At 65.0% G+C, this 17,560-nt stretch carries 24 protein-coding genes and 2 tRNA genes; 9 read left to right on the top strand and 17 right to left on the bottom strand.

Translation table 11 applies throughout. The features are described from left to right. The first annotated feature begins 97 nt into the window (after nt 1-97). Nucleotides 98-1,105 carry an aminoglycoside phosphotransferase family protein gene (locus tag HUT07_RS10585; RefSeq protein WP_176020914.1) on the top strand — a complete coding sequence of 336 codons (1,008 nt, stop codon included), beginning with the start codon at nt 98-100 and terminating at the stop codon, nt 1,103-1,105. 598 nt (nt 1,106-1,703) lie between these two features. Here HUT07_RS10585 and HUT07_RS10580 read toward each other — a convergent pair. The 7 genes from HUT07_RS10580 to HUT07_RS10550 all read right to left on the bottom strand — a co-directional run bounded on the left by HUT07_RS10580 (nt 1,704) and on the right by HUT07_RS10550 (nt 8,310). After that, nucleotides 1,704-2,591, bottom strand: a complete 888-nt coding sequence (locus HUT07_RS10580; protein WP_303246019.1) for a DMT family transporter — start codon at nt 2,589-2,591, stop codon at nt 1,704-1,706. A gap of 32 nt (nt 2,592-2,623) precedes the next feature. Beyond that, complete coding sequence (murB, locus tag HUT07_RS10575) at nt 2,624-3,688, bottom strand: UDP-N-acetylmuramate dehydrogenase (RefSeq protein WP_176020912.1); 1,065 nt, start codon at nt 3,686-3,688, stop codon at nt 2,624-2,626. A gap of 8 nt (nt 3,689-3,696) precedes the next feature. After that, entirely contained in the window at nt 3,697-4,752 is a 1,056-nt protein-coding gene (locus HUT07_RS10570; protein WP_033830956.1) for a quinone-dependent dihydroorotate dehydrogenase, read from the bottom strand. 9 nt (nt 4,753-4,761) lie between these two features. Further along, a complete protein-coding gene (locus tag HUT07_RS10565) occupies nt 4,762-5,532 on the bottom strand; it encodes a class I SAM-dependent methyltransferase (protein ID WP_176020911.1) in 771 nt (256 codons plus the stop codon). 7 nt (nt 5,533-5,539) lie between these two features. Beyond that, nucleotides 5,540-5,830 (bottom strand): DUF4190 domain-containing protein, encoded by a 291-nt coding sequence (locus HUT07_RS10560; protein WP_108265039.1) that lies wholly within the window; start codon nt 5,828-5,830, stop codon nt 5,540-5,542. A 159-nt stretch (nt 5,831-5,989) separates the two neighbouring features. Then, nucleotides 5,990-6,778: an SDR family NAD(P)-dependent oxidoreductase gene (locus tag HUT07_RS10555; protein ID WP_176020909.1), complete on the bottom strand. Its 789-nt coding sequence runs from the start codon at nt 6,776-6,778 to the stop codon at nt 5,990-5,992. Then, the gene (locus HUT07_RS10550) at nt 6,778-8,310 is read right to left on the bottom strand and encodes an aldehyde dehydrogenase family protein (protein ID WP_176020908.1); all 1,533 of its coding nucleotides are present in this window, start codon (nt 8,308-8,310) and stop codon (nt 6,778-6,780) included. Before HUT07_RS10550 ends, HUT07_RS10555 begins: the two co-directional genes overlap by 1 nt. Before the next feature lie 185 nt (nt 8,311-8,495). On the opposite strand from HUT07_RS10550, the gene HUT07_RS10545 reads away from it, so the two are divergent. Further along, a tRNA-Arg gene (locus HUT07_RS10545) sits at nt 8,496-8,572 on the top strand. 93 nt (nt 8,573-8,665) lie between these two features. Here the strand turns inward: HUT07_RS10545 and HUT07_RS10540 are convergent. The 5 genes from HUT07_RS10540 to HUT07_RS10525 all read right to left on the bottom strand — a co-directional run bounded on the left by HUT07_RS10540 (nt 8,666) and on the right by HUT07_RS10525 (nt 11,399). After that, nucleotides 8,666-9,505, bottom strand: a complete 840-nt coding sequence (locus tag HUT07_RS10540; protein ID WP_254898848.1) for a tyrosine-type recombinase/integrase — start codon at nt 9,503-9,505, stop codon at nt 8,666-8,668. An 8-nt stretch (nt 9,506-9,513) separates the two neighbouring features. After that, nucleotides 9,514-9,849 carry a hypothetical protein gene (locus HUT07_RS20440; protein WP_254898847.1) on the bottom strand — a complete coding sequence of 112 codons (336 nt, stop codon included), beginning with the start codon at nt 9,847-9,849 and terminating at the stop codon, nt 9,514-9,516. A gap of 55 nt (nt 9,850-9,904) precedes the next feature. Continuing rightward, nucleotides 9,905-10,483 (bottom strand): site-specific DNA-methyltransferase, encoded by a 579-nt coding sequence (locus tag HUT07_RS10535; RefSeq protein WP_254898846.1) that lies wholly within the window; start codon nt 10,481-10,483, stop codon nt 9,905-9,907. Nucleotides 10,484-10,502: 19 nt separating this feature from the next. Next, a complete protein-coding gene (locus HUT07_RS10530) occupies nt 10,503-11,057 on the bottom strand; it encodes a DNA methyltransferase (RefSeq protein WP_217706639.1) in 555 nt (184 codons plus the stop codon). A 90-nt stretch (nt 11,058-11,147) separates the two neighbouring features. Beyond that, nucleotides 11,148-11,399 carry a hypothetical protein gene (locus tag HUT07_RS10525; RefSeq protein ID WP_176020904.1) on the bottom strand — a complete coding sequence of 84 codons (252 nt, stop codon included), beginning with the start codon at nt 11,397-11,399 and terminating at the stop codon, nt 11,148-11,150. Nucleotides 11,400-11,605: 206 nt separating this feature from the next. On the opposite strand from HUT07_RS10525, the gene HUT07_RS10520 reads away from it, so the two are divergent. Next, the gene (locus tag HUT07_RS10520; RefSeq protein ID WP_176020903.1) at nt 11,606-12,154 is read left to right on the top strand and encodes a hypothetical protein; all 549 of its coding nucleotides are present in this window, start codon (nt 11,606-11,608) and stop codon (nt 12,152-12,154) included. 144 nt (nt 12,155-12,298) lie between these two features. Here HUT07_RS10520 and HUT07_RS10515 read toward each other — a convergent pair whose 3' ends face one another. The 4 genes from HUT07_RS10515 to HUT07_RS10495 form a co-directional block, all read right to left on the bottom strand. Then, nucleotides 12,299-12,514, bottom strand: a complete 216-nt coding sequence (locus HUT07_RS10515) for a hypothetical protein (RefSeq protein ID WP_176020901.1) — start codon at nt 12,512-12,514, stop codon at nt 12,299-12,301. Then, nucleotides 12,511-13,125 carry a lambda exonuclease family protein gene (locus HUT07_RS10510; protein ID WP_176020900.1) on the bottom strand — a complete coding sequence of 205 codons (615 nt, stop codon included), beginning with the start codon at nt 13,123-13,125 and terminating at the stop codon, nt 12,511-12,513. The genes HUT07_RS10515 and HUT07_RS10510 overlap by 4 nt, the downstream gene beginning before the upstream one ends. Before the next feature lie 3 nt (nt 13,126-13,128). After that, nucleotides 13,129-14,061 carry an ERF family protein gene (locus HUT07_RS10505; protein WP_217706638.1) on the bottom strand — a complete coding sequence of 311 codons (933 nt, stop codon included), beginning with the start codon at nt 14,059-14,061 and terminating at the stop codon, nt 13,129-13,131. Nucleotides 14,062-14,253: 192 nt separating this feature from the next. Next, nucleotides 14,254-14,481: a hypothetical protein gene (locus tag HUT07_RS10495; protein ID WP_176019165.1), complete on the bottom strand. Its 228-nt coding sequence runs from the start codon at nt 14,479-14,481 to the stop codon at nt 14,254-14,256. A 235-nt stretch (nt 14,482-14,716) separates the two neighbouring features. Here HUT07_RS10495 and HUT07_RS10490 point away from each other — a divergent pair, with 235 nt between their 5' ends. Beyond that, a complete protein-coding gene (locus HUT07_RS10490; RefSeq protein ID WP_254898845.1) occupies nt 14,717-15,274 on the top strand; it encodes a hypothetical protein in 558 nt (185 codons plus the stop codon). Nucleotides 15,275-15,285: 11 nt separating this feature from the next. Here HUT07_RS10490 and HUT07_RS10485 read toward each other — a convergent pair whose 3' ends face one another. Next, the gene (locus HUT07_RS10485; protein WP_176020898.1) at nt 15,286-15,861 is read right to left on the bottom strand and encodes a hypothetical protein; all 576 of its coding nucleotides are present in this window, start codon (nt 15,859-15,861) and stop codon (nt 15,286-15,288) included. 95 nt (nt 15,862-15,956) lie between these two features. Here HUT07_RS10485 and HUT07_RS10480 point away from each other — a divergent pair, with 95 nt between their 5' ends. From HUT07_RS10480 to HUT07_RS10460, 5 genes are all read left to right on the top strand, one after another. After that, complete coding sequence (locus HUT07_RS10480; protein WP_176020897.1) at nt 15,957-16,193, top strand: hypothetical protein; 237 nt, start codon at nt 15,957-15,959, stop codon at nt 16,191-16,193. Nucleotides 16,194-16,255: 62 nt separating this feature from the next. Then, nucleotides 16,256-16,693 (top strand): hypothetical protein, encoded by a 438-nt coding sequence (locus tag HUT07_RS10475; RefSeq protein ID WP_254898844.1) that lies wholly within the window; start codon nt 16,256-16,258, stop codon nt 16,691-16,693. An 11-nt stretch (nt 16,694-16,704) separates the two neighbouring features. After that, the gene (locus tag HUT07_RS10470; RefSeq protein WP_176020896.1) at nt 16,705-16,974 is read left to right on the top strand and encodes a hypothetical protein; all 270 of its coding nucleotides are present in this window, start codon (nt 16,705-16,707) and stop codon (nt 16,972-16,974) included. Then, a complete protein-coding gene (locus tag HUT07_RS10465; RefSeq protein ID WP_176020894.1) occupies nt 16,967-17,209 on the top strand; it encodes a hypothetical protein in 243 nt (80 codons plus the stop codon). Before HUT07_RS10470 ends, HUT07_RS10465 begins: the two co-directional genes overlap by 8 nt. A gap of 101 nt (nt 17,210-17,310) precedes the next feature. After that, a tRNA-Met gene (locus HUT07_RS10460) sits at nt 17,311-17,389 on the top strand. Nucleotides 17,390-17,560: the final 171 nt, after the last annotated feature.

The following is a 17,560-nucleotide window of genomic DNA, read 5'->3' as shown; positions in this document are numbered from 1 at the left end:
ATTTCGTCGCAGGACACCGATGTTGTGACCCGTTTACCTGTGCGGATGCAAGTCCATCTGCGATAGTAGGTGTCGTCACCAGAGCACGTTTGCATCCATGTCCTTCGCTTCGGCGCAGCAGATCGTTGAAGTCCTGCAGCAGTCCTACGACATCAACGCGACGGCGGTGGTGCCGCGTCCAGTGGGCGCCGACGCCAACGCGTGCGTCTTCCGCATCGATGCCAGGCACGACCACTGGTGGTTGAAGTGCCGCAACTTCCAGGTTGCGCCTGCGGTCTGGGACAGCCTGCAGTGGCTGCGCGGCACGTTGGGCATCGAAGAGATCGTCGCGCCCTGGCCGGCATTGACCGGCGGCGCCTCAGTGCAGCGCTGGGGCCTGCAGTTCACGCTGTTCCCGTACATCGAAGGGCAGTCGGGCTTCGAGGCGCCGTTGAGCCGTGCACAATGGCGCCAGCTGGGCGAAGTGCTGCGCCGCCTGCATGAGGCCGAGCTTCCCTCGGCGCTGCGCCAAGCGTTGCCGACGCTGCGGCTTGAAACCGCAGCGGTCGATACGGTGGGGGCGTGGTTGCAGGACCCTTCAACGCTGGCGCAGGCGCAGGATCGATCCGGCGGCGCGTTCCTGGCCCTGTGGCAGCAGCAGCGGCCGCGCGTTGCCGAACTGCACCAGCGTGCTGAAGCACTGCGACGCGAGCTGCAGGACGAAGCGCCCGCGCTATGCGTGTGTCACACCGACCTGCATGCCGGCAACCTGCTGATGGGGCAGGATGACGCGCTGCATCTGATCGACTGGGACGGGCTGGCGCTGGCTCCGCGCGAGCGCGACCTGATGTTTGTCGGTGCTGCGGTGGGAGGTCGCTGGGGGCGTGAGCATCCGCTGGGCTTCGCCGAGGGATATGGCGATGACCTCGGTGATCCGCGCTGGATTGCGTGGTACCGCCACTGGCGCATCCTGCAGGATCTGATCGAGTTTGAGCAGATGCTGCTGGGCCCTGGCGCGGCGCAGCGCTCGTTGCAGCAGCATCGGCAAGCACTGCATTACCTGGGCGAGCAGTTCGCGCCGGGCAATGTATTCGATGCGGCCGAACGCGCGTATCGGGTGCTGTAGGGGTTCGGCCGGGCTGCGCCCGGCACCTGCAGAGGCCGAAGCAACTGCAACAGCCGAAGCAACAGCAACTGCCGAAGCAACAGCAACAGCCGAAGCAACAGCAACAGCGGGCTTTCCGTGGGATGGCGGGGTGCGTCCGGTTGCGGGGGACGCCGTGAATCCATCCATGGAGGCTTGGGCGCGCCATCCATGGCGCTTACACCCCCGCAACCGGACCCACCCCGCCTTCGACAGATTTTCGCGATCTGTCGGAATGGCGCGGCCTGCTCTTGGTGGGTGTCGACCTTGGTCGACACGTAGATCCACGCCATGCGTGGATGCTCTTCAATCAATTGTCGAGATATTCGATCTCGATGGAGATTCATCCACGCATGGCGTGGATCTACCCGATCGCGGAGATCTGTCAGAGGTGGGGTGGTGTCGGAGTGCGGGGTGTCCGCGGCATGGATGCCGCGGCCAAGCCCCCACGGATGGGTTTACGGCGTCCCCGCACTCCGACACCACCCCGCCATCCCACGGAATGCCGCTGTTGAAGTTGCTTCGGCTGTTGCAGTTGCTCTGGCCTCTGCGGGTGCCGGGCGCAGCCCGGCCGGACCCCTTACTCTGCCGGCTTGGCGGCCGCGCTTGCGGCGACGCTCGCCGCGCGCCGTGACAGCACCGCTTCGCGATGGGCGATGTAGGCGTTGGCGGCGAGGATGATGCCGGCGCCAATGATCGTCCAGCGATCAACCGTCTCGGCGAACAGCAGCCAGCCGCACAGGGTCACCAGCGGCAGCTGCAGGAAGCTGATCGGGGTCAGCGCGGAGACTTCGCCCAAGCGCAATGCACGTGTCCACAGCAACTGGCCGATGGTGCCGAGTACGCCGGTGGCCAGCAACCACACCCAGGCGATGCCTGTGGGCCAGACCCAGACGAACAACGCCGGTATCAGTGACAGCGGCACCCAGAACACGTAGGTGTAGAGCACCACGGTGTCAGCGCTGTCGATGCGGGTGAGCTGCTTGATCTGGATGGCCACCAGTGAGCTGAGCACGGCGGCGGCCACGGCGATCAGGCTGCCGGACGTGAAGCCGGCGGTGCCTGGCCGCACGATCACCAGCACGCCGATGAAGCCGACCACCACCGCCGCCCAGCGCCGTACGCGCACCGTCTCGCCCAGCCACAGCACCGCTGCGATGGTGACGAACAACGGGGTCGAATAGGACAGCGAAACCGCCTGCGCCAGTGGCAGGTGGCCCAACGCCCAGAACGCGCACAGCATCGAGCCCAGGCCGATCGCGCTGCGCACGAAATAGCGCGGTAGCTGCTGGGTCTTCAGCGGCGCATGGCCCGGGCGCAGCAGCATCGGCAGCAGCGCAAGCAGGCCGAAGGCATTGCGGAAGAACGCTACTTCCTGGGTGGGCACGTAGCGTGTGGCATAGCGGATCGCCACCGCCATCAGGCCGAAGGCCATCGTACTGCCAAGCATCAGCAGCGCCGCCCGCAACGGGGTGGCGCTGGCGGGTAGGGCGGGCGTGCTCACCACTGTGCGCCGAGCAGGCGGGGCTCCGGTTCGATCGGTACGCCGAATTTCTCCAGTACCGAGGCAGAGATCCGCCGCGCCAGCGCCAGCAGTTCGGTGCCGGTGGCATTGCCGTGGTTGACCAGAACCAGCGCATGGCTGGGCGCAACACCGGCATCACCTTCGCGGAAGCCTTTCCAACCGCAGGATTCGATCATCCATGCCGCCGAGACCTTGCGGCGGTCGTCACGGTCTGCCGGGAATACCGGCAGCTCGGGGAAGTGCTGCAGCAGCACCTCCACCTGTTCCAGCGGCAGCACCGGGTTCTTGAAGAAGCTGCCTGCGTTGCCCAACACGTCGGGATCGGGCAGCTTGCGGCGGCGGATCGCGATCACTGCATTGGCGACGTCCACCGCGCCTGGCAGTTCCACGCCCTGCGACTGCAGTTCCTCGCGGATGCCGGCGTAACCCATGCGCAGGTCATGCAGCAGTGGCAGCTTCAGTTCAATGGCGGTGATCAGGTAACGGTCCGGCTGCTGCTTGAACACGCTGTCGCGGTAGGCAAAGCCGCACTGTTCGTTGTCCAGCCGCACCCAGGTCTTTTCCAGGCAGTCCCAAGCCTCCACGGTCTGGATGAACTCGCCGACCTGCGCGCCATAGGCACCGATGTTCTGGATTGGCGATGCGCCGGCCGTGCCGGGAATCAGGGCCAGGTTCTCCAACCCGGACAGGCCTTCCTGCAGCGACCACATCACCAGCCCGTGCCAGGACACGCCGGCTCCAGCGCGGATCACGGCGTGGTCGGCGCGATGTTCAAGGAAGCTGATTTCGCGGTTGCCGAACACCAGCACGGTGCCGGGCAGATCGTCGGCGATCAGCACGTTGCTGCCGCTGCCGAGCACCAGCAGCGGGCCATTGGCCACGTCCGGCAGGGCCAGCACCTCCGGCAGCAGCGCGGCATCGTGCAGTTCCAGCAACTGCGCGGCGCTGGCCTGCACGTGGAAGGTGTTCAGGGCCTGCAGCGGTGCGTTGCGGGTGAGGGTCCAGCGCAGCGGGGCTGTCGTGTTGTCGATGTCGTCCATGGGTGTACTCACAGCGGTGCCACCGCGCCACGGCTGGGCGCCTCGCGTCGGCGCCGGATCGCCTCTACACAATCGGCGACCAGCGCTGGACCCTTGAAGATCAGGCCGCTGTAGCACTGCACCAGCGCCGCACCGGCGGCCATCTTGGCCACGGCGTCGGCACCGGACAGGATGCCGCCGACACCGACCAGCGGCACCGATTCGGGCAGGCGCGCGCGCAGGCGGCGCAGCACCAGGGTGGATTGCTCCAGCACCGGGGCGCCGGAAAGCCCGCCGGCTTCATTGGCCAGCGGATCGCCGGCAACCCGGCTGTGGTCGATGGTGGTATTGGTGGCAATCACGCCGTCCACCTGCAGTTCGCCCAGCACACGCGCGGCGGCATCGATATCACGCTCGCTGAGGTCCGGGGCCACCTTCACCAGCATCGGCACGCGCCGGCCATGCTGTGCGGCCAGCGCCTCCTGGCGCTCGCGCAGCTGGCTGACCAGCTGCCGCAGCGCGGTCTCTTCCTGCAGTTCGCGCAGGCCGGCGGTATTGGGCGAGGAAATGTTGACGGTGATGTAGTCGGCCAGCGGGTACACCTTGTCCATGCAGGCGATGTAGTCATCGGCGGCCTGTTCGTTGGGGGTGTCCTTGTTCTTGCCGATGTTGATGCCGAGCAGGCCGCGCCGGTTGCGCGCGCGTTCGACGTTGCGCACCAGTGCATCCACGCCCGCGTTGTTGAAGCCCATGCGGTTGATGATCGCGTTGTGCGCCGGCAGCCGGAACAGGCGCGGCTTCGGGTTGCCGGCCTGCGGTCGCGGCGTGATCGTGCCGATCTCGACGAAGCCGAAGCCCAGCGCGAACAGCGCATCGATGTGCTCGCCATTCTTGTCCAGGCCGGCAGCAAGGCCGACCGGATTGGGGAACGTCAGCCCGAACACCGTGCTGGGCATCGGCGCGATGCGTGCGGCCACCAGCGGCGTGGTGCCGGTGCGATAGGCCAGGTCCAGAGCGGACAGGCCAAGACCGTGGGCGCGTTCGGCGTCGAGCGAGAACAGGAAGGGGCGGGCAAGCGAATACATGCGTAGGTTTCAGTCCAGCGTGCCGAGGAAGGCTCGGGTTCGATATTCAAAAGCGACCTGGCCGTCGACCGCGTGGGCGGCGAACAGGTCCTGCAGCGCAGCCAGCATCGGCGCGTGGCGGGGATGGCCGGGCTGCGGGGCGTAGGAAGAAGACAGCAGACGCCCGCTCAGGGCGTCCAGGTCCAGGTGCTGCACGTTCGGCAGCTGCACCATGCCGCGCAGGCCGCTTCCGAACCAGGCCTGCATGGTGGCGTCGTCCTGGTAGCGTTCGGCCACGGCGGTGTAGTCGGTGCCGTAGTCCAGCAGCAGTTGTTCGTAGCCGACCAGGAACGGGCTGGCGTCGAGCAGGCGCGAATTCCAGTAGATCAGCGCCAGGCCGCCCGGGCGCAGGATGCGCTGCCACTCGGCGCGCACGGCCACGGTGTCGAACCAGTGGAAGGCCTGTGCGGCACTGACCAGATCAACGCTGGCATCGGCCAGGCCGGTGGCCTCTGCACGGCCATCGACGGCGGAGAACTGCGGATACTGCGGGGCCAGCCAGTGTTCGGCGGCGGCGCGCATCGCCGCATTGGGCTCGACGGCGATCAGTGGATGGCCGGCAGCCAGGAACTGCCGGCTGGAGATGCCGGTGCCCGCGCCGACGTCGGCAACCCGCGCGCTGGGTGCCACGGCCATCGGGCCATGCAGCCAGTCCATCAGCGCGGCCGGATAGTCGGGGCGGTAGCGGACATAGTCCGCGACGCGGCTGCTGAAGCGTTCAGTGCTGTCGGGCGAGGTCATCGTGCTTTCACCAGCGCAGTCCAGGTTTGGCGTCGGCGCCAGCGGCCACCATCGCGAAGATCAGGATGGCCACCAGTCCCACCGCAGCGAGGATGTTCAGCCAGCCCATGATCAGCCCGGCCAGGGCCATGCCATCGCCGTCCTGTTCGCCGGCGCGGCGGCGGATCTCGGCGCGGGCCAGGTGCCCGGTGATGATGGCGACGACGGCGGCGACACCCGGCAGCACGGTCCAGCTGCAGATGCCCGCGATCAGGCTGACCACGGCCAGGGCGTTGCTCTGTCGGGGTGGCACGCTCATCGAGTCCTCCGTGGCAGTGCCGACATGATAGTGCCTCTGCACCGGCAATCCCATGGGCAGTGCCCTGCAGAGCCGAGCCCGTGCTCGGCTGACGCTTCGGCTGGCATGGCATCGCCCGCGCTGCGCGCGCAAGCCGAGCGTGGGCTCGGCTCTACAGATTCAGCCCATCAATACCTGGCCGCCATCGACGTTGAGCACGTGGCCGGTGATCCAGCGCGCCAGCGGCGAGCACAGGAACAGCGCAGCATCGGCGATCTCGCGCGGCTGCCCGAAGCGGCCGAACGGAATCTTCGCCAGGGTGCCGTGGTACAGCGCCGGATCGTCGACACGACGTCGATCCCAGAGGCCATCGGCAAATTCGATCGAGCCCGGTGCGATGGCGTTGACCCGGATCCGGTCCGGCGCCAGTGCCAGGGCCTGCGAGGTGGTGTAGTGCGAGAGCGCGGCCTTGGCGGCCGCGTACGGTGCACCGCCGGGGCGCGGCTGCTGCGCGGCGATCGAGGAAAGGTTGAGGATGCAGGCATCGGACGAAGCGCGCAGCCATGGCAATGCAAGGCGCGAGGCGCGGACGGCAGCCATCAGGTCGATCTGCAGGCTGGCGGCCCAGCCGTCTTCGTCGTCGGCCATGCCGTAGCCGGTGGCATTGTTGACCAGCACATCGATGCCGCCGAACGTGTCGGCGGCGGCCTGCAGCCAGGCGCTGATCTGGGTGGGATCACCCAGATCGGCGGCGAAGGCGTGCAGTTCCGTGCCCTGCGCCTGCGCATCAGCCAGCAGGGCATCGAGCCCGGCCTGGCCGCGGGCGCAGGCCGAAACCCGCGCACCGGCGCGGGCGAATGCCAGCGCTAGTTCGCGACCGATGCCCTTGCTGCCGCCGGCGATCAACACCCGGCGGCCGGTGAAATCGATCACCGGCCGACCGTCGCGCAGGGACGCGGTCTCTGCCATCACAGGTCGAACTTGATGCCCTGGGCCAGCGGCAGCGAATCCGAATAGTTGATGGTGTTGGTCTGGCGGCGCATGTAGACCTTCCATGCATCCGAACCGGACTCACGGCCGCCGCCGGTGTCCTTCTCGCCACCGAAGGCGCCACCGATTTCCGCGCCCGAGGTGCCGATGTTGACGTTGGCGATGCCACAGTCCGAACCGGCTGCCGACAGGAAGCGCTCGGCGGTCTTCAGGTTGGTGGTGAAGATCGAGGACGACAGGCCCTGCGGCACGCCGTTCTGCATGTCGATGGCTTCGTCCAGCGTGCTGTACTTCATCACGTACAGGATCGGCGCGAAGGTTTCGTGCTGCACCACTTCATCGCTGTTCTTCAGGCCGGTGACGATGGCCGGCAGCACGAAGTTGCCGGCGCGGTCGATACGCGTACCGCCGGTTTCGATGGTGCCGCCGCTGGCCTTGGCCTTTTCGATGGATGCCAGGAACTGCTGCACGGCGCCGTCGCTGTTCAGCGGGCCCATCAGGTTGGCCGGGTCGGTCGGATCGCCGATCTTGCCCTCCACCTGCTTGTACGCCTTGACCAGCGTGGCCAGCACGTCGTCATGGATGGATTCGTGCACGATCAGGCGACGGGTGGTGGTGCAGCGCTGGCCGGCGGTGCCGACCGCACCGAACACGATGCCGGGGATGGCCAGCTTCAGGTCGGCGGTTTCGTCGAGGATGATCGCGTTGTTGCCGCCCAGTTCCAGCAGGCAGCGGCCGAGGCGATTCGCGACCTTCTCGGCGACCGTGCGGCCAACCTGGGTCGAACCGGTGAAGCTGATCAGCGGTACGCGCTTGTCAGCCACCATCTTTTCCGACAGCGCGGTGCCGGCGTCGTTGATCAGGAAGAACAGGTCCGGGAAACCGGCATCACGCAGCGCTTCATTGCAGATGCGCATGGAGGCGATGGCGGTCAGCGGGGTCTTGTTGGACGGCTTCCACAGGCAGATGTCGCCGCAGATGGTGGCCAGGAACGAGTTCCATGCCCACACCGCGACCGGGAAGTTGAACGCGCTGATGATGCCGACCAGGCCGAGCGGCTGGTACTGCTCGTACATGCGGTGGCCGGGGCGCTCGGAATGCATGGTGTAGCCGTACAGCATGCGGCTCTGGCCCACGGCGAAGTCGGCGATGTCGATCATCTCCTGCACTTCACCGTCGCCTTCCGGCTTGCTCTTGCCCATTTCCAGCGCGACCAGCGAACCCAGGGCGTCCTTGTGCTTGCGCAGCGCTTCGCCACACAGGCGCACGGCTTCACCGCGACGCGGGGCCGGGGTGGTGCGCCAGACCTTGAAGGCTTCCTGGGCGCGCGCGATGACGGTTTCGTACTCGTCTTCGGTGGTGGCGCGGACCTGCGCGATCGGCTCGCCGGTGGTCGGGTTGATCGGGGTGATCAGTTCACCGCCGGTAGCGCTCGACCACTCCCCGTTGCCCAGGTAGGTGCCAGCGTTGATCGCGTCCAGACCAAGGGACTTGAGCAGCTCGGAAGACATGCAGACTCCTGTGTTTCGTTACGTTGTGTTTGGTGCCGTCGCGGGCAGGTGGGGGCGCGACGAACTGAGCCGCCGATGGTAGCAGAGCGACCGGAACCGCCATGGTGCGCCGCGCCAGTGGCAGCGGTGTGGCAGATGAATGCTTGGAGGGCAGGGCGGCTTGCCTGTAAACTTGGCGGCTGCATGGCCCCGTAGCTCAGCTGGATAGAGCGTCCCCCTCCTAAGGGGAAGGTCGCCCGTTCGAATCGGGCCGGGGTCACCATAATCAATGACTTAGGTAGACTCAGTGGCGTGCAATTCCCACTGTTTCCCGCATATCCACAGGATTTGGTCCCAGCGGTCCCAGTGGCCCCGATCAGTACCTGAGCTTCGCCACGGCGCCATCGTCGCCTTCGGGCGTCAGATGGGCGTAGTACTTCTCGGTCGTGGCGTAATCAGCGTGTCCGGCCAGGATCTGCACCCGTCGCAGCGGCACTCCCGCAATGACCATATGGGCGCAAAAGGTGTGCCGTAGCCGATGCAGGCTACCGCCGATCCCCGCCCGCTTGGCATCCGATGCGAACCAGTCGGACACCGTGTCCTTGTGCACGGCCACCAGCGGATCGGGTAGGTGGCGCAGCGCCCAGCGCGCATAGCGGTTCAGCGGCACCTCGCGCCACTTGCCCGACTTCGTGCGCCCCTGGCCATCCTCGTCTGGGTCGCTTTCGACCCTGAGCCTACGTCCGGCCACCGAATCCTTGCCCAGGCCGACCAGCTCGCCGCGGCGCAACCCCGTGTGGGCCATGAACAGCCACAGCGCTGCCCGGGCAGGGTTGGCACGATACAGCTTGCGCATCGCCGCCCGGTCGTAGAACCGCACCGCCACGCTACGAACCCCGCGCGGTGCCTGGGTTTCCTCCAGTGGGTTGAAGTCGAGCTCCTTCCATTTCACGCCGCGACGGAACGCCGCCTGCAGCCTGCGTACTTCCTTGCCTACGGTTTCCGGGGCCACCTTGTCCTTGGTCAGGCGGTCCGTTTTGTAGGACTCCATTTCCATCGGCCGCAGGGTGTCGATCGGTCGATGGCCGAAGCGAGCAATGAACAGCCGGACCTCGCTCTTTGCCTTGCCGTGCGTGGTGGGGTGCTCGGCCTTGTACCAATCCAGATACGCCTCCAGGAAGTCCCTTACCGTGGGTAGCCGGGGCAGGATGCGCACTCCATGGGTCAGTTCCGCTTCTTTCGCTGCTCGTACGCCTTCAGCTTCGCGTGGGCTGACGCGACCAATGGTGACACGGCTTCGCTTGCCGCCTTCCCGCCAGTTGAGGTACGCGGCGCCGTCCCGCCAGAAGATTGTGACCTTGACCATTGTCTGGAGCCGTAGATTGCAGAGTAGAGGGCGGCTTTCTCGTAGAGCTTCTTGCCCATGAAATTTCGGGGTTCGATGCCGTAGTCGGCGATGTTCGAATCGAATTGGCTTCGTGATACGCCGCAGTAGTGCGCGGCCTCGTCCACGGTCAGCCAGTCCTTTCCGACGATGTCCAGCTTTTCAGCGGCTCCCATCGTGGCCTCCTTCAGTTCGTGCTCAGCGCAGCGCGCAGCTGCTCGGTGGCGGTGTTCATGCGATTGCCTCCAAAGGCAGTCCAGGTTGGGCAACGCGGATGCGTGCTTCGGCGATCGCGGCATAGACGGGGTCGAGCTCGATGCCGACGAACTGGAAGCCTTCGAGTACTGCGGCCTTGCCGGTGCTACCGTTTCCCATGAACGGGTCCAGCACCAGGCCGCCAGCTGGGGTGACCAGACGGCACAGGTAGCGCATGAGATCCGTCGGCTTCACGGTCGGGTGGTGGTTGCCGTTTCGCGCTGGCCAGTTGGCAGTCTCGCGATCGCGCATCGTCGCTCCCGCGGCGGTGGCCGGCGCCGGGCCAGAACTGAGGCCGTCGTTGCGGTCTTCGCGCGTGGCCTTGGCACAGTAGAAGAACCGGGCAGCGCTGCCGCTATCCAAACGGCGTGCACCAGTGCGCATCTTGAAGCCGATCGCTCCATTGTTGGCGCTATTGGAGCTTCCTCCGCTGCTGCGCGGGAGCGGGCCGCCGTCGTACACGGCCGAGAGCCGTGCGCTTTCCCCATCATTACTCAGGTCAGCTTTTCTGTCCCGGCGCTGCAGGGAATGCCGCGAGTACTTCCTCGCTGCCATCATGGATCAGGTTGGCAGGTCAGCGGCCCAGCGCTTCGGCCTTCGCTACGTTTGCGTTGCAACGGTCGGCGTGCGCGGCCTTTGCCTGCTCGTCCTGCATCCACGGCCGGTGCCAGCCATCGGGACCGACCTTCGGCGCGGCCGCCTGATCACCGCCACCGAGCTTGTCGATCGTTTCGATCCGGGAGGAATCGATGTTCAGGCCACCCGTGCCGTGCAGATGCCAGTTCGCTGCCACCGTGCCGGCAAGTGGCTTGCGGGCGACGGTGATCGGCTCGAGCGCGGGCTTCAAGGCAGTTCCACCCCAGGGACCGTTGTGCGACTTGGGGAAGCCGCTGCCGTAGACCCACGCGATCATGTCGCGGATCTCGAAGCCGGCATCCTCGATGCGCACGGCCATGCGATGCTGCGTGCGGGTGCCGGCGAAGGCCAGCAGGTGGCCGCCAGGCTCTAATACGCGCAGGCACTCGGCCCATATCTCGGTACTGGGTACGTCGTAATCCCAGCGCTTGCCCATGAACGACAAGCCGTAGGGTGGATCGGTGACGACGGCATCGACCGAGCTGTCGGACATGCCGCGCATCAATTCCTGGCAGTCTCCTACGTAGATCGTGGGTTCGGAGATAGGGTCAGCCATGGACCGACCCTCCCCGGAGCCAGGCGCTTAGTCGCCGACGTCCGGATCGATCTCGATCAGCTTCCTGTAGCCTTCCTCGGCGGCATCCCAGCGCTCCTGCGCGCCGGTAATCGAGTTGTGGACCATCATTACGACGTCGCCCTGCTGCCAGGCGGGGGCCTCGGTCGCGCCCTGCCAGCCGTGCACCGAGTAGCCCTCCTGCGGCCGGATGTCCGCCAAGTCGTCGGAATGAATGACGGTCCCATCCTTCGGGCCGCCGGCCAAGTAGATCGCACGCATGTCCAACCTCCATCAAGGGGATGAACTGACGACCTTGGGGCGCAATCGGGCAGTGCAAGGGCAGGCTCACGACTGCACCGCCCGGCTGTCGATCAGAGCGGCCACGCTCTGGTTCGGATGGATGTAGGTCATGGCAGAATTGGCTCCATCATGGACAGGGGGATAAAACGATGGCGATATGCCCGCTCGCAGTGGATTGGGGAAACGTGGCTGATTGGGGCGCTGTTTGTATCGCAGCGGTAGGCGCCTACGCTGTGTTCAAGGTGAGCAAAACGGCGAACACCACGGCTGCCAAAGCGTTGGAGGTGGCAGAGACCCTAAAGACAAGAGAACAAGGAATAGATGCGCGAAAGGCGTTTCTTCTCGCTCAAAAACTCTATCCAGAGCTGACCAGAGCCGGCTATTTCGTCTTTGGTCTTGTCACAGGGATGAAAGCGCCAGCCGTTGACCATGGCGAGGGCGACGAGGAGAGCGACTTTTTCGGCGAAGTCGAAAGACAGACGGAGCTGACAAGTTGTACCAAGCATCTGGACGACCTCCATGTCCTTCCTTCGGGCGCTTTCAAGGCGATCAATAAAGCCTTGGAAAGCACAGCGCCCTTTGCTGAGGCAACGGCGCACTATCTCTCTATCGATTCCCAGTTCAGTGAGGAAAAGGCGTTCAACGCGTTCCTTGCAGCTGCCGATGAACTGTCTCAAGCGTGTTTGCATGCGGCTGATGAACTTGACGCAGTGATGAAATCGGTGGAGAGCTGAGTTGTTCATGCAGCTGCCATCCGTGCTGCGATTTGGGCGTAATCCAAGTTGTCGCGCAGGCTGTGCGCATGGAGCGATGGCCTTGCCGTTGATGGGGGGGGAAGAACCTCAGCGGCAGCCGGGCCACGCACTTCGTGCAGGTCTTCATGCCGCAGGATCTTCGCGCAGGCCGGCCCAGGTCAACGGGAACGGGCCCAGCTTCAGGCGCGCCGCGGCCTGCTTCTTCGTCAGACCCAGCGCCTCGGCCACTTCCATGGTGGTGACGCGCTTACCCTCAATCACGTGATCGAACTGGCGCGCGCGGTTGCTGCCGCCGCGCCTTGTCCCGACGTGGGGATAGTCGTAGTTGAGGCCTTTCATGCAGCTACCTGCAGGCCGAACGGCGCACGCGCTGCGTGGTACTCACGCAGGAACCGGTCGAGGTGGCCCTGCAGCTTGTCGGTGAAGCCGTCGCGGTACACGCGCACGATCAGGGCGTCGTAGCCCGGGCAGTAGGACATGAAATCCCACCAGGTGCGGCCGGTGATAATCAGCGATCCATGCACCTGGGGTTTGTGTTCGTCGGGGACGCCACCGGCGCGCAGCCACTTCACGTGGGTGGGGCCATCCGGGCATTTGATTTCCAGCCCGCCATCAGCCTCCACCAGGCTGTCAGGTCTGCACCCGAGCGTGCCGGCGTCGTTGAGGATGAAACCGACCTGCTGCGGCACCACGTCCTTCTCGAACGCGTAGAACTCGCGCGCATCCGGTTCCAAATCCTTAGCGCGCTGCGTGTACCGGTTGCCGCCGAACGACTCAGCCGCCTGCGGCCGCATCAGCTCGTCGATCAGCTGGTTGATGTAGGTGTCAGCGGCAGTTGCGTACTCACCGCGCTTAGGGGTGATGATGCTGCAGAACTCGCTGGCCGTTGGAACGCCGAGCCGCGCGGCGTACCACTCCGGAGAACCCTGCTCGACGTCCAGGATCTTCATGGGTCAGTCCTTCGGTGTGACGCGGGCCCTGGCCCCGTTGAAGGCGTTGCGCACCTCGGTCGGCAGGTTGGCCGCTCCGCCGTAGTCCTTCAGTAGCTCCTGGCGCTTCGTCTGGTAGGCATCGGGGTGTTCCAGCTCGTTGGCCACGTCGATCCAGTTCATGGCCTTGTCGTCGAGCTTTTGCCCGCCCAGCAGGCCATCGTCGTCCTCGCCTTGGGTGGTCAGGTTCAGCAGGGCACTGGCGGCGTAGCGCTTTCCGTAGATCACGCTGGACCCGACCGACTGCACGCCGTTCTTCGAACCGCTGGTGTCCGCCGGCAGGTGGATCTCGGTCTGCTCGCTGTGGTCACCCCTGTGCGCCAGGACGCCGGTTACCTCGACCATCTGATCCCGCGTCTTCGTGCGGAACGACAGGGCGAAGCCGAACCCCTGCAGCACCGGCTTGATGGCCGCGTTGATGTCTTCCCACAGGCGCACATCACCGCGGCGCCATGCGGAGATCAGCTCGGCGTCTTCGTTCTCGTCCAGCAGCACCGAGACGGTGAAGCCCATGGCCACGCTGCCGCCTTCGAGCGGCTTCCAGGTGATCTTTTTCACCTTGGCGTCGGCGAAGAACACCGGCTCGATGTGGTCCATCAGGGAGCCGATGTTCAGCTCGTACCCTTCGAACTTACCGGTGATGTCCTGCTCGCCCAGCAGCGGCAGGTTCAGCGCCACCAGGTCAGTGCTGCCTTCCATCGGCAGCGACTGCTGCTGGCTCTTCTCGGCCTTCTTCCAGAACGCCCGTACGATGTTGGGATCGATCGTGTCGAGGATCGTGTTCTGTGCGGTGAGGGTGAACTTCAGGTCCGCAGCGGCCGCGTCGTCGTCGCCGTGCTTTTCCTTCCGCAGGTTCAGATGCGGGAACACCGCATCGTGTTGATCGAGTTGGAACATCGGTGGTGCTTCTCGTAGGAGCCGGCCGCGCCGGCGGGAAGGGGGAGCGGTCAGCCGCGCACGCTGCTGGTGGTCGCCCAGCGCTGCGGGGTCGCGTCGCGATCGGCGTGCGCCTGCACGATCTCGGCAATGCTCAGCGGCACGACCACGGCGGCGACCAGAGCAACGGCTGCCCAGGCGATGCGAAGGCGCTCACTCGTGGGTGCTTTCCTCCACGCAGAGGCCGTCCACGGCCTTGCGGTTGCTATCGGTGTCGGTGGGTTCGCACGCGGCCAGATCGCGCGCCAGCCATTCGTCGGCGGCGATCTGGTCGGACAGGTCACGGGCGGTCAGCGAGGCGTGGGCGGCGGCGCGCAGTTCGATCAGCGGGCCACGCAGCGAGCGAAGCTCCGCCAACTGCATCCGCGCGTGGTCGGCCATGCGGTCTGCCGTCACTTGTCGGGCGCCATGCTTGGCAGGCCGAGCGCGCCGCGGCCGAGATCAACGTGGTGAAGAACCGCCACGGCAACATCGGGTGGTGCCGGTGACCTGGCACGGCGGGTCGACGTCCTACGTCAACCGCAGCGCTGCCGACGAGCTCGGGGAGGTCGCGGCATGACCCTGACCGCTGCAGCAAAGAAGATCCGCGACAAGCGCGCGCCGACCGATCTACCTGGTGGTGGCGAAGCTGATCGACCCGAACACCGGTGCGCTGGTCGGTGCGCTGGTGCCGGCCGACGACGTGGACGGCAGGCTGATGCGCGATCGGAAGCTCCGCATCGGCCGAAAGATCAGGGCCGAGCTGAAGCAACCTCGCGAAGAATGGCAACACCGGCTGATCCACAAGATCTGGCACCTGATGGTCGACAACGTGGAAGGCTGGGAGCAGCTGGATGCGCACGACGCGGTGAAGCGCTTGCAGCTGGACGCCGACGTCTGCTGCGAGACGGTGGAGATGGACGCTACCCCGGTCATCGCCGCGGTGCTGGACGCCTGCGAGGCGCTGCTGGGTGCTGGCGCCCGCAAGGTATTGGCCGGCGTGCTGCCCGAGATCCGCACCCTCCCAGTCAAGCGCGCCGAGAGCCTGTCATTCGACGAGATGGACCAGGCTTGCTTCCAGGAGCTGTTCGACGGCCTGACGGAGTACATCGGCCGCCACTACACCCACGTGATGCTCGACGACTTGCGCGCCGAGTTCTGGAACATGGCTGGGCAGAACAGGAGAGTGGCGTGATTCTGTTCAACCTACGAGCGCGGTACTGGCACCTCTTCAATCAGTTGCCTGATGGCCACACGATAGACATCAAATGCAGCAGCCTGATTCTCGGTGAGCACCCGCATAGCTTCAATTCTGGGCTGGGTTTCTCGAAAAAGCTCCACAAGGCCCAAGCAGTGAGATTGTGTCTCGACCTTCTTCAGCAGGAGCAAGGCAGAAGGAACGTCGGCAGCTGGGTAGGAATCCAGCGTCTTCAGCTGAAGCTCTATGTCCCGAACAAGTCCAGTAGCAAAGTTCATGTCGACGTTTCTCGTCGAGAGCATCTTTGCGAGTGCTTCGGCCGGGAAGAGGGAATTGCCGAGAAGGGTTACAAGCAGCTCAGTTCGTCTGGATCGCTCTGCATCCGCGATCTTTCGAGGAACCTCGACTGCGGCATATCCAACTGCAAGCGCAACCGCTGCCTGCGTCCACGCGGGCCACTCGACGTCGGCGATCAACCTGCTCAGCCCAGCACTGTTAGTGATGAGGCCCGTCACCACTACGCCTGCAATGAAGGTCAATACGGACACGATGGCCCAGTCTCGGTCGGTTCTTCCTTGCTTCATGTTTTCCCCCCTTCGATTGATCGGATTCTACCGCTAGGGGTACCCGCGCGAGGACCAAGAATTCCAAGGCCTTCACCCCGGCAGAGAAGCGCCACGTGGACGCGGTGAAGCTGCTGCCGTGCAGCGTCTGCCGCCGGCCTGGTCCCAGCGACGCCCATCACATCAACCAGGGGCAGCACTTCACCACTGTGGCCCTGTGCAAGGACTGCCACCAAGGCAGCAAAAGCGGTTGGCATGGCGAAAAAATCATGTGGCGGATCCACAAGATGGACGAGCTGGCCGCCCTCAACGTCACCCTTTCCCAGCTGCAGCTGAAGGAGGCCGCACGATGATCCACCTCACCCTCCCGTAGGCCAACCGCTTCGCGCTGACCTACGCCGACCGCAGTACGCACGTGCTGGAGAAGGCCCGCGACATGGCGCCTGGCACCCGCGAACGGGCGCTGCGCGACCTTGTGGGCAGAGACGGCAGCAGCCGCCGCCGCTTCATGGCCGATCGCAGCGGCGTGGAAGGCATGGGCATGTTGCCGGCGTGGGCAGTAGACCCCATACGGTCGACCAACGATGCGAGCAAGCCCCCCGACAACCCAGAAATCGCAGTCGACGTAGGCATACCAGAGCATCTGCGCTGGGTCGAGCGGGCGCTGACATCGATGACGCGGCAGCAACCGCTGCGCACCATGGCCCTGCATACCGAGTTCACGATTGCGGCCAGCCAGGCGGTAAAGGCGCGCATGGTGGCGGAGAAGTACGGCGGCACGCTGTCGGTCTGGCAATACCGCCGGGAGCTGCAGCGGGCGGTAGACTGGATGGGCGGCAGGATCGCCGCTTAACGGAGCTGGAGATGTCAAAGGGAAAGTTTGATTGGATCTACGACATTGATGCGTCGCAATGGAGCTTTGCTTACGGAAAGAAGCACCACAAGCTTGAAGTTGCCGACCTGCTTCAACAGTCAGGTCTCGAACCTGGTAGCAATTGGGAGGCTGAATTCGCTGTGTGGGCTGCGACTCAAAGCCGGAAGTATCAAGCTCTTCCGATGGTCAATGCTGTTACGGGAAAGTCAGAAGCCGTGACGATCATGGAGCTCAATGTGGATGAGTCCGAGAATGCCTGACTTCAGTTGGTTGAATGAAATCCCAGAAAAAAATTGGGGAGTAGAGGGGCGCGGTTTCGGTCTGAGGTTCGATTTCGATGTGTTCGTGAACCGCTCCCAAGCGAAAGGCAATGATCGGTGGCCGATCGACTTCACTGAGTGGAGTCAAACGCAGCCGCGTCACTATGAGGATTTTCACACACCCAACGGCATGATCTTGATCGTTTGGGGTGATTGGGACTCGCCTGCGGCTTGACAAGTTGCACAGACAGATGCGCTCATTCTGCAACTGTCAAGAATTGTCCCTGAAGCCCCGGCCCCGCGTCGGGGCTTCTGCGTTTCCGGGGCAGCACTTCCTGCGGGCGTAGGCCTGAGGTCCAGGCTGCCGGGCTCATAACCCGGAGACTCGCCGGTTCGAATCCGGCCCCTGCAACCATCCATGCCCGTCCACCCTCACCGGACCAATTCGCCGAGCCTGCCGGGCTGCTGTGACGGGCACTTACCGGACAGCATCGTGGGCAGCGTGCCGCCTCCGGTAGCCGGGCCGTGGACGTTCAGCGGCGACGGCATTACGAAACAGTTCTCCTCTGCGCCACGCTTCCTCAGC

This window comes from Stenotrophomonas sp. NA06056 (assembly GCF_013364355.1).
Lineage (GTDB): Bacteria > Pseudomonadota > Gammaproteobacteria > Xanthomonadales > Xanthomonadaceae > Stenotrophomonas.
This window is presented reverse-complemented; position numbering and strand designations above follow the sequence as displayed.